At 58.9% G+C, this 12,110-nt stretch carries 14 protein-coding genes and 1 rRNA gene; 8 read left to right on the forward strand and 7 right to left on the reverse strand.

The annotated features are described in order from the left end of the window. Positions 1–1,243 (reverse strand): 16S ribosomal RNA (locus ACK3CV_RS19840); the annotation flags it as partial. Positions 1,244–1,635: 392 nt separating this feature from the next. Then, positions 1,636–2,199, reverse strand: coding sequence for a D-glycero-beta-D-manno-heptose 1,7-bisphosphate 7-phosphatase (gmhB, locus tag ACK3CV_RS19845; protein WP_033635715.1), 564 nt, complete (start codon positions 2,197–2,199; stop codon positions 1,636–1,638). A 188-nt stretch (positions 2,200–2,387) separates the two neighbouring features. On the opposite strand from gmhB, the gene metN reads away from it, so the two are divergent. The 6 genes from metN to proS all read left to right on the forward strand — a co-directional run bounded on the left by metN (position 2,388) and on the right by proS (position 7,982). Then, positions 2,388–3,419: a methionine ABC transporter ATP-binding protein MetN gene (metN, locus tag ACK3CV_RS19850; protein WP_004932012.1), complete on the forward strand. Its 1,032-nt coding sequence runs from the start codon at positions 2,388–2,390 to the stop codon at positions 3,417–3,419. Continuing rightward, positions 3,412–4,065 carry a methionine ABC transporter permease MetI gene (locus ACK3CV_RS19855; protein WP_004932010.1) on the forward strand — a complete coding sequence of 218 codons (654 nt, stop codon included), beginning with the start codon at positions 3,412–3,414 and terminating at the stop codon, positions 4,063–4,065. The genes metN and ACK3CV_RS19855 overlap by 8 nt, the downstream gene beginning before the upstream one ends. Positions 4,066–4,104: 39 nt before the next feature. After that, on the forward strand, positions 4,105–4,920 hold the full coding sequence (locus ACK3CV_RS19860; protein ID WP_033635716.1) for a MetQ/NlpA family lipoprotein: 816 nt from the start codon (positions 4,105–4,107) through the stop codon (positions 4,918–4,920). 114 nt (positions 4,921–5,034) lie between these two features. Further along, positions 5,035–5,439 (forward strand): Rcs stress response system protein RcsF, encoded by a 405-nt coding sequence (gene rcsF, locus ACK3CV_RS19865; RefSeq protein WP_025304011.1) that lies wholly within the window; start codon positions 5,035–5,037, stop codon positions 5,437–5,439. Beyond that, positions 5,436–6,143, forward strand: coding sequence for a tRNA (N6-threonylcarbamoyladenosine(37)-N6)-methyltransferase TrmO (tsaA, locus tag ACK3CV_RS19870; RefSeq protein WP_033635717.1), 708 nt, complete (start codon positions 5,436–5,438; stop codon positions 6,141–6,143). Before rcsF ends, tsaA begins: the two co-directional genes overlap by 4 nt. Positions 6,144–6,263: 120 nt before the next feature. Next, positions 6,264–7,982, forward strand: a complete 1,719-nt coding sequence (proS, locus tag ACK3CV_RS19875) for a proline--tRNA ligase (protein WP_033655309.1) — start codon at positions 6,264–6,266, stop codon at positions 7,980–7,982. Between the two features lie 60 nt (positions 7,983–8,042). On the opposite strand, the gene nlpE is transcribed toward proS, so the two are convergent. From nlpE to ACK3CV_RS19890, 3 genes are read right to left on the reverse strand one after another with little or no spacing between them, the layout of a single operon-like run. Next, on the reverse strand, positions 8,043–8,726 hold the full coding sequence (gene nlpE, locus ACK3CV_RS19880; RefSeq protein ID WP_164141760.1) for an envelope stress response activation lipoprotein NlpE: 684 nt from the start codon (positions 8,724–8,726) through the stop codon (positions 8,043–8,045). A 29-nt stretch (positions 8,727–8,755) separates the two neighbouring features. Beyond that, a complete protein-coding gene (arfB, locus tag ACK3CV_RS19885; RefSeq protein WP_028127523.1) occupies positions 8,756–9,169 on the reverse strand; it encodes an alternative ribosome rescue aminoacyl-tRNA hydrolase ArfB in 414 nt (137 codons plus the stop codon). A 3-nt stretch (positions 9,170–9,172) separates the two neighbouring features. Beyond that, positions 9,173–9,721 carry a YaeQ family protein gene (locus ACK3CV_RS19890; RefSeq protein WP_033635720.1) on the reverse strand — a complete coding sequence of 183 codons (549 nt, stop codon included), beginning with the start codon at positions 9,719–9,721 and terminating at the stop codon, positions 9,173–9,175. A gap of 213 nt (positions 9,722–9,934) precedes the next feature. On the opposite strand from ACK3CV_RS19890, the gene ACK3CV_RS19895 reads away from it, so the two are divergent. Both ACK3CV_RS19895 and rof read left to right on the forward strand, forming a co-directional pair. Beyond that, a complete protein-coding gene (locus ACK3CV_RS19895; RefSeq protein ID WP_004931993.1) occupies positions 9,935–10,135 on the forward strand; it encodes a YaeP family protein in 201 nt (66 codons plus the stop codon). Continuing rightward, positions 10,122–10,385, forward strand: coding sequence for a Rho-binding antiterminator (gene rof / locus ACK3CV_RS19900; RefSeq protein WP_004931991.1), 264 nt, complete (start codon positions 10,122–10,124; stop codon positions 10,383–10,385). The genes ACK3CV_RS19895 and rof overlap by 14 nt, the downstream gene beginning before the upstream one ends. A 50-nt stretch (positions 10,386–10,435) precedes the next feature. Here the strand turns inward: rof and ACK3CV_RS19905 are convergent, their stop codons facing one another. Together ACK3CV_RS19905 and tilS are read right to left on the reverse strand one after the other, a co-directional pair. Continuing rightward, positions 10,436–10,750: a c-type cytochrome gene (locus ACK3CV_RS19905; protein ID WP_033635721.1), complete on the reverse strand. Its 315-nt coding sequence runs from the start codon at positions 10,748–10,750 to the stop codon at positions 10,436–10,438. Beyond that, on the reverse strand, positions 10,750–12,081 hold the full coding sequence (gene tilS, locus ACK3CV_RS19910) for a tRNA lysidine(34) synthetase TilS (RefSeq protein ID WP_049213635.1): 1,332 nt from the start codon (positions 12,079–12,081) through the stop codon (positions 10,750–10,752). The genes ACK3CV_RS19905 and tilS overlap by 1 nt, the downstream gene beginning before the upstream one ends. Positions 12,082–12,110: the final 29 nt, after the last annotated feature.

The following is a 12,110-nucleotide window of genomic DNA, read 5'->3' on the forward strand; positions in this document are numbered from 1 at the left end:
GCCATTGTAGCACGTGTGTAGCCCTACTCGTAAGGGCCATGATGACTTGACGTCATCCCCACCTTCCTCCAGTTTATCACTGGCAGTCTCCTTTGAGTTCCCGGCCGAACCGCTGGCAACAAAGGATAAGGGTTGCGCTCGTTGCGGGACTTAACCCAACATTTCACAACACGAGCTGACGACAGCCATGCAGCACCTGTCTCAGAGTTCCCGAAGGCACCAATCCATCTCTGGAAAGTTCTCTGGATGTCAAGAGTAGGTAAGGTTCTTCGCGTTGCATCGAATTAAACCACATGCTCCACCGCTTGTGCGGGCCCCCGTCAATTCATTTGAGTTTTAACCTTGCGGCCGTACTCCCCAGGCGGTCGATTTAACGCGTTAGCTCCGGAAGCCACGCCTCAAGGGCACAACCTCCAAATCGACATCGTTTACAGCGTGGACTACCAGGGTATCTAATCCTGTTTGCTCCCCACGCTTTCGCACCTGAGCGTCAGTCTTCGTCCAGGGGGCCGCCTTCGCCACCGGTATTCCTCCAGATCTCTACGCATTTCACCGCTACACCTGGAATTCTACCCCCCTCTACGAGACTCTAGCTTGCCAGTTTCAAATGCAGTTCCCAGGTTGAGCCCGGGGATTTCACATCTGACTTAACAAACCGCCTGCGTGCGCTTTACGCCCAGTAATTCCGATTAACGCTTGCACCCTCCGTATTACCGCGGCTGCTGGCACGGAGTTAGCCGGTGCTTCTTCTGCGAGTAACGTCAATTGATGAGCGTATTAAGCTCACCACCTTCCTCCTCGCTGAAAGTGCTTTACAACCCGAAGGCCTTCTTCACACACGCGGCATGGCTGCATCAGGCTTGCGCCCATTGTGCAATATTCCCCACTGCTGCCTCCCGTAGGAGTCTGGACCGTGTCTCAGTTCCAGTGTGGCTGGTCATCCTCTCAGACCAGCTAGGGATCGTCGCCTAGGTGAGCCATTACCCCACCTACTAGCTAATCCCATCTGGGCACATCTGATGGCAAGAGGCCCGAAGGTCCCCCTCTTTGGTCTTGCGACGTTATGCGGTATTAGCTACCGTTTCCAGTAGTTATCCCCCTCCATCAGGCAGTTTCCCAGACATTACTCACCCGTCCGCCGCTCGTCACCCGGGGAGCAAGCTCCCCTGTGCTACCGCTCGACTTGCATGTGTTAAGCCTGCCGCCAGCGTTCAATCTGAGCCATGATCAAACTCTTCAATTAAAAGCTTGATGTGCTTCCACTCGAGAAGCGATGCTCAAAGATTTACTGCATGAATTTTACTTCAGTTAGTCACTCTTCAAGACTTGATATTTTTTTGCATCCGAAGATGCTGGATATCGTCTTGTGGAGTGCCCACACAGATTGTCTGATAAATTGTTAAAGAGCAGTGAGTTAGGCACTTTCGCTTGCTAACTCGAGGTGGCGTATATTACGCTCTCCTCTTTCAGAGTCAACCCTAATTTTCAGGATTTTTTCTCTTTCTTCCCGGCCGCTGTGTGAAGTGAATCACTTGCGCCGTGTCGATGGAGGCGCATTATAGGGAGCCGGTTCAGAATGACAAGCGATAATATGCATTTTTTATCTGACCGCTCACTATTCATTCGTAACGCCTATTAAACCCGCTTTTTGATGGCTTCAGGCAGGTCCGCCAGGCTATTTAGCACCCAATCGGCCAGCTTTTCGCCCTGCTCCGTCACCGGCTTGCCGGTACGCACCAGCACCTTGGTGCCGACGCCGGCCGCGATCGCCGCCTGCATATCTTCCGGTTTATCGCCCACCATATAAGAAGCGGCCATATCGATGTTCAATTCCTGCTGCGCTTGCAGCAGCATGCCCGGCTGCGGTTTACGGCAGTCACACACCTGACGATACTCTTCTACTACCGCCTCCGGATGGTGCGGGCAGAAATAGATGCCGTCGAAGTCAACGTCGCGATCGGCCAGCGACCAGTCCATCCACTCGGTCAGGTACATGAATTGGTCTTCGCTGAACTTGCCGCGCGCAATGCCGGACTGGTTGGTCACCATTACCAGCGCGAAGCCCATCTTTTTGAGTTCGCGACAGGCGTCAATCACGCCGTCAATAAAGTGGAAGTTGTCGATTTCATGGACATAGCCATGGTCAACGTTAATCGTACCGTCACGATCGAGAAAAATTGCTGGAACGCTTTGTGTCACCGCTTTGCTCCTGAGGGGCTGAATACGCGGACAGTATCGCATGTTTTACCCCGCACTGAGAACGCCAGAGAACGTCGCAGGCCGTTGACTTGGACGTCTAGACGCCTTAACATCTGATCCATACCTTGGTTCCACGCCGAGGTTTACTTTTATCTAGCCACGGGCAACCACGCTAAAATAAGAAGAATATGATTAAACTTTCTAACATCACTAAAGTGTTCCAGCAGGGTTCGCGCACCATTACCGCGCTCTCTGACGTGACCCTTCACGTCCCTGCCGGGCAAATCTATGGCGTCATCGGTTCCTCCGGCGCCGGTAAAAGCACGCTGATTCGCTGCGCCAACATGCTGGAGCGCCCAACGTCCGGCCAGGTGCTGGTCGATGGTCAGGATCTGACCTCGCTGTCGGAAAGTGAACTGACGCGCGCCCGTCGCCAAATCGGCATGATCTTCCAGCACTTCAACCTGCTCTCTTCCCGCACGGTGTTCGGCAACGTGGCGCTGCCGCTGGAGCTGGACAATACGCCGCGCGCCGAGATCAAAAAGCGCGTGACCGAACTGCTGGAGCTGGTCGGCCTGGCGGACAAGCACGACGCCTACCCGGCCAATCTGTCCGGCGGCCAGAAACAGCGCGTGGCGATCGCCCGCGCGCTGGCCAGCAATCCTAAAGTGCTGCTGTGCGATGAAGCCACCAGCGCGTTGGATCCGGCCACCACCCGTTCCATCCTGGAACTGCTGAAAGACATCAACCGCCGGCTGGGCCTGACCATTCTGCTGATCACCCATGAAATGGACGTGGTGAAACGCATCTGCGACCAGGTCGCGGTCATCAGCCAGGGGCAACTGATCGAAAAAGACAGCGTCAGCGAAGTGTTCTCGCACCCGAAAACCCCGCTGGCTCAGCAGTTCATTCAGTCCACGCTGCATCTGGATATCCCGGACGACTACGCCGCGCGCCTGTCGCCGGAGCGTCAGGGCGACCGCCAACCGCTGCTGCGCCTGGAGTTCACCGGCCAGTCGGTCGATGCGCCGCTGCTGTCTGAAGCCGCTCGCCGCTTCAACGTGAACAACAACATTATCAGCGCCCAGATGGATTATGCCGGCGGCGTGAAATTCGGCGTGATGCTGGCGGAGCTGCACGGCAGCGACGAAGACGCGCTGGCGACGATTAAGTTCCTGCAGGAAAATCAGGTAAAAGTAGAGGTTCTGGGTTATGTCTGAGGCAATGATGTGGTTGATGGCGCGTGGCGTGTGGGAAACCGTCATGATGACCTTTGTCTCCGGCTTCTTCGGTTTCGTGCTCGGCCTGCCGGTAGGCGTGCTGTTGTATGTCACCCGCCCGGGGCAGATCATCGCCAACAACTCGCTGTATAAAATCCTGTCCGGGCTGGTGAACATCTTCCGTTCTATCCCGTTCATTATCCTGCTGGTTTGGATGATTCCATTTACCCGCATGATCGTCGGCACCTCTATCGGTCTGCAGGCGGCCATCGTGCCGTTGACCGTGGGCGCCGCGCCGTTCATCGCGCGCATGGTGGAAAACGCCCTGCTGGAGATCCCGTCCGGTCTGGTGGAAGCGGCGCGCGCCATGGGCGCCACGCCGATGCAGATCATCAAGAAAGTGTTGCTGCCGGAAGCCCTGCCGGGCCTGGTCAACGCCGCGACCATCACGCTGATCACCCTGGTGGGCTACTCCGCCATGGGCGGCGCGGTCGGCGCCGGCGGTCTGGGCCAAATCGGTTACCAATACGGTTATATCGGTTATAACGCCACAGTGATGAATACCGTATTAGTATTACTGGTAGTTTTGGTTTATCTGATCCAATTCTGCGGCGATCGCATCGTCAAAGCCGTTACCCATAAATAGTTTCACAGCATGTTAATGCGAGTCTAATGAGGAAGGGATATGTCGTTAAAATTTAAATCCATCGCGGCAATTGGCGCACTGATCGGCTCTCTGGCTCTGGCGGGCTGCGGCCAGGATGAAAAGAATCCGAACCACATCAAGGTCGGCGTGATCGTCGGCGCTGAGCAGCAAGTGGCCGAAGTAGCTCAGAAAGTGGCGAAAGAGAAATACGGTCTGGACGTTGAGCTGGTGACCTTCAACGACTACGTGCTGCCTAACGAAGCGTTGAGCAAAGGCGATATCGACCTGAACGCCTTCCAGCACAAGCCATACCTGGACCAGCAGATCAAAGATCGCGGCTACAAGCTGGTGCCGGTCGGCAACACCTTTGTTTACCCGATCGCCGGTTACTCCAAGAAAATCAAATCGCTGGACGAGCTGAAAGAAGGCTCTCAGATCGCACTGCCTAACGATCCGACCAACCTGGGCCGTTCGCTGCTGCTGCTGCAGAAAGTCGGCCTGATCAAACTGAAAGACGGCGTTGGCCTGCTGCCGACCGTGCTGGACGTGACCGAGAACCCGAAAAACCTGAAGCTGGTTGAGCTGGAAGCGCCTCAGCTGCCGCGTTCTCTGGACGATCAGCAGATCGCGCTGGCGGTGATCAACACCACCTACGCCAGCCAGATCGGTCTGACGCCGGCGAAAGACGGCCTGTTCGTGGAAGATAAAGACTCGCCTTACGTCAACCTGCTGGTTGCGCGCGAAGATAACAAAGATGCGGAAAACGTGAAGAAATTCGTACAGGCCTATCAGTCTGACGAAGTGGACGCCGCCGCCAACAAAATTTTCAACGGCGGTGCGGTGAAAGGCTGGTAAGCGCTTATTCACCAATTTTATTCCTATAATTGCAAGACGGGCCAAGGCCCGTCTTGTTATTTCCGCCATAGATTGCTTCAATAGCGCCACTTTCATTAAGGCAGAGGAATCTCAATGCGTGTTTTACCTCTCTGTTTGTTAGCGCTCGCGCTGGCCGGATGTTCATCGCAACGTATCGCGCCGTCCTCAACAAACAGCACCAGCAAGCCGACCACTACCGCCCCGGCCAAGACCACGCCGGCCGCCCGCCCCGCTCCGGTAAAACTGTACAAAAGTGCAGAAGAGCTCGTGGGCAAGCCATTCCGCGATCTGGGTGAAGTGTCCGGCGAATCGTGCCAAACCACCGTACAAGACTCCCCACCGAATCTGGCTACCGCCCGTAAACGCATGCAGATCCGCGCGTCTTACATGAAGGCCAACGCCGTGCTGCTGCACGACTGCCAGATTGTCAGCGGCGTCGCCGGTTGTTACCAGCAGGCCGTCTGCCAGGGCTCGGCGCTTAACGTCTCGTCCAAATGACCGAATTCGTTTTCGAGCAGATCGGCGTGATCCGCTCGCCGTATAAAGAAAAATTCGCCGTTCCCCGCCAGCCGGGGCTGGTCGAAGACGGTGGCGGCGAACTGCTGCTGCTGCCACCTTACAACCAGGCGGAGGCGGTACGCGGCCTCAGCGATTTCAGCCATCTGTGGGTGATGTTCATTTTCCATCAAACCCTGGAAGGCGGCTGGCGGCCGACGGTGCGCCCGCCGCGTTTAGGCGGCAATGCCCGCATGGGCGTGTTCGCCACCCGCTCCACCTTCCGCCCCAACCCGCTCGGCATGTCCCTCATTGAGCTAAAAGGCGTGCGGGTGAAAAACGGCGAAGTGGCGCTGGAGCTGGGCAGCCTCGATCTGGTCGACGGCACCCCGGTGGTAGACATCAAGCCTTATCTGCCGTTCGCCGAGAGCCAACCGCAGGCCCGCGCCGGTTTTGCCCAGGCCGCGCCCGCCGGCGATATGCCGGTGCGTTTCGCGCCTCAGGCCGAGCAGCAGCTGCTGCAACATCAGGCGCGTTATCCGCAATTAAGGCGTTTTATCAGCCAGGTGCTGGCGCAAGATCCCCGTCCCGCCTATCGTAAAGGAGAGGACGTCGAACGGGATTACGCCGTCTGGCTGCTGGATTTCAACGTGCGCTGGCGCGTCGTGGACGGTCATACCGAAGTGTTGGCGCTCGACCCGCGTTAAAATTCCGCCGCCTCTCTTTTGGCGACCCGCTCGCGCTGGTAAACTAAACCACTTTTGTCACTTTTGGCCGCCACTCTGGCAGCCCGATGCAATTTGCAGTTCTAACGGAACCAAAACACCATGCGTACTAGCCAATATCTGCTCTCCACATTGAAGGAGACACCTGCCGACGCCGAAGTGATCAGCCACCAGCTGATGCTGCGCGCCGGGATGATCCGCAAGCTGGCCTCCGGTCTTTACACCTGGCTGCCGACCGGCCTGCGCGTTCTGAAAAAGGTTGAAAACATCGTTCGCGAAGAAATGAACAATGCTAACGCGATCGAAGTTTCCATGCCGGTGGTTCAGCCTGCCGATCTGTGGCAGGAAAGCGGCCGTTGGGAGCAATACGGCCCCGAGCTGCTGCGCTTCGTCGACCGCGGCGATCGTCCGTTCGTGCTGGGCCCGACGCATGAAGAAGTGATCACCGATCTGATCCGCAACGAGATCAGCTCGTACAAACAGCTGCCGCTGAACTTCTTCCAGATCCAGACCAAGTTCCGTGATGAAGTGCGCCCGCGTTTCGGCGTAATGCGTTCCCGTGAGTTCCTGATGAAGGATGCCTACTCCTTCCATACCTCGCAGGAGTCTCTGCAAGAGACTTACGACGCGATGTACGAAGCGTACAGCAAAATCTTCAGCCGCATGGGTCTGGATTTCCGCCCGGTGCAGGCCGATACCGGCTCGATCGGCGGCAGCGCCTCGCACGAATTCCAGGTGCTGGCAGACAGCGGTGAAGACGATATCGTGTTCTCCACCGGTTCCGACTTCGCCGCCAACATCGAGCTGGCGGAAGCGGTCGCGCCGGCGGCGCCTCGCGCGGCGGCCGGCGAAGAATTGCGTCTGGTGGATACGCCGAACGCCAAAACCATCGTTGAGCTGGTCGATCAGTTCCAGTTGCCGGTGGAAAAAACCGTGAAGACGCTGATGGTACGCGCCACCGAAGAGAGCGGCCACAAGCTGGTTGCCCTGCTGGTGCGCGGCGATCACGAGCTGAACGAAGTCAAGGCCGAGAAGCTGGCGCAGGTTGCCACGCCGCTGACCTTCGCCACTGAAGAAGAAATTCGCGCCATCGTCGGCGCCGGCCCGGGTTCACTCGGCCCGGTCAACCTGCCGATGCCGGTGGTTGCCGACCGCAGCGTGGCGGCAATGAGCGACTTTGGCGCCGGCGCCAACGTCGACGGCAAACACTACTTCGGCATCAACTGGGAGCGCGATCTGCCGCTGCCGCAGGTGGCCGATATCCGTAACGTGGTGGACGGCGACGCCAGCCCGGACGGTCAGGGCACGCTGCTGATCAAACGCGGCATCGAAGTGGGCCATATCTTCCAGCTCGGCACCAAGTACTCGGAAGCGATGAAAGCGACCGTGCAGGGCGAAGACGGCCGCAACCAGGTGCTGACCATGGGTTGCTACGGCATCGGGGTCACGCGCGTCGTGGCCGCCGCCATCGAGCAGAACCACGACGAACGCGGCATCATCTGGCCGGACGCCATCGCGCCGTTCCAGGTCGCTATCCTGCCGATGAACATGCACAAGTCGTTCCGCGTGCAGGCGCTGGCCGAAGAGCTGTACAACACCCTGCGCTCCCACGGCATCGACGTGATCCTCGATGACCGCAAAGAGCGCCCGGGCGTGATGTTCGCAGATATGGAGCTGATCGGCGTGCCGCACTCTATCGTTATCGGCGACCGCAATCTCGACAACGAAGAGATCGAGTACAAGAACCGCCGCGTCGGCGAGAAGCAAATGATCAAAACCGGCGAAATCGTTGATTTCCTGCTGGGCCAGATCAAACGCTAAGCATCGAATGCCAGAAAGTAAAAAACCCGCCTAGGCGGGTTTTTTTATATCCGAAATCGCTTATTTGCTGCTGCAGTTCTTGCTGCGGTCAAACACGATTTTGCCATCCGGCACCAGCGCCTTCTCGGTCAGACCTTCCTCCATCGACGGCTGCACGCTGAAGTGCGCGCTGAACGTCAGGAATACCGGCTCGCCGGCGGTCTTGTATGCTTTGGCGTAACCTTGCTCCAGCGCGATGTTGTTGTCCACCGGGAAGGTTTTGCCGGTAGCGCAGTCCTTGAAGACCGCCGCGTCCGCCATATAGGTGTAGCTGCCTTTCAGCGTCATCGGCGTTTTAGGCAACGGCTTCTCAACCGGATCCAGACGGTAATTCAGCTTGGACTCGATCGGCACGCCGCTGCGATCCAGCATTTCCAGGCTCTTGCCCACCGGGCGGAAATAGCGTTTTTCGCCGTTGCTGTCGGTCAGCACCAGTTTATCCGCGGTGCGCGCCCATTTGCCGTAGTCGGCAAAGGTCTGATCGCCGTCTTTGGTGCCGCGATAGGTTTCCTGCAGCACGAAGGTGCCGTCCTCATCCAGGAACAGCGCCGTATCCAGACCGCCGCAATCGGCGCAAGGCAACCCCCCTTGATAGCTCTGCGGCATCGGCTGCAGCGGTTGTTCCTTCGGCTGATAATGATTGTTGCATCCCAACAACGAGAGTGCGCCTGCCGCGAGGAACAGGGCTACCGTAATTTTTTTCACAGTTATTCTCCTACTGTGTTCATGTATTCCTAAGTGCGAACCTTGCCACGCAGCGCCTTGGTGGCGCCTTTACGCGCCTTGCCTTCCAGGCGACGCAGTTTGGCCCCTTTTGTGGGCTTGGTCGCCTTGCGCGTTTTTTCCACCACCATCGCCTGCCGAATCAGCGCGGCCAGCCTGGCCAACGCCGCTTCGCGATTCAATTCCTGACTGCGATACTCTTGCGCCTTGATAATCACCACGCCATCGGCGGTAATGAGATGATGATTCAGCGCCAGCAGCCGTTCCTTATAATACTCTGGCAGGCTGGATGCCCGGATGTCAAAGCGCAAATGGATCGCCGTTGAGGTTTTGTTCACGTGCTGGCCGCCCGCGCCCTGCGCGCGGATCGCCGTCAATTCCAGCTCATTATCCGGTATGGCGACGTTTCTTGACAGTTCCAGCACCGGTCACACCTGCGCCAGCTGCCACTCGGCGAACTGGATTTCCAGACTATTCTGAGCATCGGACAGCCAAATAGTTCCCTCCTGCAACGTCGCCTGCAGCGTCATGGTGCGGCTGGCCAGCGCAGTCAGGCGCGCCAGCTGTTCGTCGTCGAGGAAACGCACGCTCAGGTTCTTGTAGCCGGCCACCTTGCCCTGCATTCCCTGCCACCACACATGTGCGGCGCGCTCGCCGTAAGCGTACAGCACCACGCGCGGCGACTGGTTGCAGGCCTTGCGGATGCGTTTTTCGTCGGGCAACCCCATCTCGATCCACATTTCCAGCCCATTGTGGTCGTTGCGCTGCCAGATCTCCGGCTCGTCGTCGGCGCTCAGCCCTTTGGTGAACACCAGCCGCTCGTCGGCATGGCAGATCCAGGCCAACAGGCGCAGCATCATGCGCTGCTCGTTTTCGGACGGGTGTTGCGCCAGCGTCAGCGTGGCGTCGTGGTAGAAATGACGATCCATATCAGCGATATTGACCGCGGCTTTATAAATGGTTGCTTTCAGCGCCATGGGTGACCTCGTTATTATCCGGCGACAGTGTACTTGATCAGGGCCGAACGCCGCCAGCGCGGCCCGGCCGCGGCAGTGCGAAAGGCGTGCCGGGGTGCTGATAACTCCATAACAGCTGTGCTATAGTCGTCTGGGATAGGATAAAACTCCAAGAGCCTGCGCCTCATCGCGATAGTAGTCTTGATGATGCAGAGGTTCTTAAGGGAGGAAACTGTGCAACAATACTGTGAGTTAGTACGCCGTACTTACGCCGAGATTGGCAGTGGAGATCTTGGCTACGTGCCCGATGCGCTGGCTTGTGCGTTAAAGGCATTGGACGATGTCGCAGCGAACGATGCGCTACCGTCCTCCGTTAGGGAACAGGCGGCCTTTGCCGCCGCTAACTTATTGGTGAGCGACTATGTTGATGAATGATGAGTACCAACCCATCAATTGCGATGACTACGACAACCTGGAACTCGCCTGTCAGCATAAACTTATTCTGAAGCTGGAGTTACGCGACGGAGAAGTGATCGAGGCCAAGGCGATCGACCTGCTGCAAAAGAAACGCGTTGAGTATCTGACCATCGAACAGAATGGCCAACAGCGCGACCTGCGTCTGGACCATATCAGCAGTTTCAGTCATCCGGAAATCGGTACCGTGGTCGTCAGTCTGTCGGACTGAGCAGCGGTAACCCCATCCCAACAGGGCAGCCCAACGGCTGCCCTCGTCATTTACGGCTTCAGGCTGGCGTAAAAGGCCGCCAGATCGGCGATATCGTCATCCGACAGCCCCGACACGTAGGCCTTCATCACCTCGGCCTGGCCGCCGTTGCGCTCCCCTTTTTTGTACGCCTGCAGCGCGTGCTGCAGGTACATGGCGTTCTGCCCGGCCAGATTCGGGTACATCGGCACCGTCACCTTGCCCTGCGCGCCGTGGCACGCAGCACAGGCGGCGGCTTTCGCCTGGCCGGCCGCCGCATCCCCCGCCGCCAACGCCGGCAGGCTGAACAGGCCGGCGGCCAACAGCGTGATCCCCACAAACTTCATTATTGCTCCTCGCGATTATGATTTTTTTCCCAGCGCAGCCGCCACGGACGTTCGCCTTCCGGCACCTGCCCCGCCTCACAGACGAATACGCCCAGCGCGGCGATCAGCTGCTCATCATAATAAATCAACGGGATGCGTTCACGCTGCCAGGGCGGGATCCCCAGCTCCTGCCACAATTTTTTTATCGGCCGCGAATGGGCGCGCCCCACGATGCGCACCGCGCCCTGCACGCCGCCGAAACGAATGCTGATCCGCTGCGACGGCTGCGGCGCGCGCAGCGCCAGCTCGCCCTCACCCGCGACAAGCCGCCCCAGCCCGTCCGGCAGCGCCAGCGGCTGATCAGGCTGCCAGGGCAGATGCACATCGCGCAGCGCCGCCAGCGGCGGCAACAGGTGCAACCGGCCGCGGAAACGGCGAATCTGATAGGCGCCGAGCTGCAGCTGCGGTTCGGCATCCTCCCGGCTGAGCGCCACCTCCTCCCACAGGCGCTGAAGCTGCTCACGCGCCGGCATGGTGACGTTAAACAACGCGATCCAGCGCCGCAGCAAGGCGAAGCGCCGCACCGGCGAACAGTCCGTCAGGCCGTCGATCGCCAATGAGCGATCCGCCGCCAACAGGCTTTGCAGCGGTTCTGCCAGCAGTTCGTCCAGCAGCTGCTCCTGCTCGGCGCACAGGCCGGCGCTGCGCGCCACCGCCGAGGCGAAGTGCGGCCAGCGCTGGTTGAGCTGCGGCAACACCTGCAACCGCAGGAAATTGCGATCGAAGCGCGTGTCCTGATTGCTGTCGTCATCTATCCAGGTTAAGGCGTGGCGTTGCGCGTAGTTTTCCAACGTCTGGCGTGAGCAACCCAACAGTGGCCGCAACAGCAGGTGCTCGCCCAACGCGGTGCGCGCCGCCATCGCCGACAGCCCCGCCGGCCCGCTGCCGCGCTTGAGCGCCAGCAGGAAGGTTTCGCTTTGATCGTCGAGGTGTTGGGCGGTGAGTAGCGCTTCGCCCTCCGTTAGCGCGGCGCTGAAGGCGGCATAGCGCGCCGCGCGCGCCGCCGCTTCGATGCCGCCCTGGCGGGCGTCCACCTGCACGTGCGTCACCGTCAGCGGGATCTGCCAGTCGGCGCAGCGGCTGCGGCAATGCTCAACCCAGCGGTCGGCGAAGGCGCTCAGGCCGTGATGCACATGCAGCGCGCGCAGTTGCATTCCCGGACGCCGGCGGCGCAACGCCGCCAGCACATGCAGCAGTACGCTGGAATCCAGGCCGCCGCTGAACGCCACCAGCAGCCGCTGCTGCGCGCCCAACTGGTCTGCCACCCGCGTCGTTAATTGATCAGTATTCATCGGTCGGCTTTGTCACTTCTACATAGCTG

It is taken from the genome of Serratia sp. TSO36, from assembly GCF_057808395.1.